Annotated in this window: 1 protein-coding gene; it reads right to left on the bottom strand. The window is 68.8% G+C overall.

Annotated elements, in window-relative coordinates; all coding sequences use genetic code 11:
* On the bottom strand, nucleotides 1-234 hold a 234-nt coding region (locus tag KGR00_RS16800), incomplete at both ends, for a cadherin-like domain-containing protein (RefSeq protein WP_224424455.1).

Here is a 234-nt window from a genome sequence, read left to right as displayed (position 1 = left end):
CTCGGCACCGCTCACGCCGGTGATCGTCAGGGTGTCGCCGTCGACGTCGCTGTCGTTGGCCAGCAGGGTCGCCGGCTGGATGGTCAGCGCGGTGTCTTCGGTGGTGGTCAGGGCGTCGTCGACCGCCACCGGTGCATCGTTGACCGGGGTGACGGCGATCGTCGCCGTCGACGTGGCGGTACCCCCCTGACCGTCGCTGACGGTATAGGTGAAGCTCGCGTCGCCGTTGTAGTC

Source organism: Modicisalibacter sp. MOD 31.J, assembly GCF_020147985.1.
Lineage (GTDB): Bacteria > Pseudomonadota > Gammaproteobacteria > Pseudomonadales > Halomonadaceae > Modicisalibacter > Modicisalibacter coralii.
This window is presented reverse-complemented; position numbering and strand designations above follow the sequence as displayed.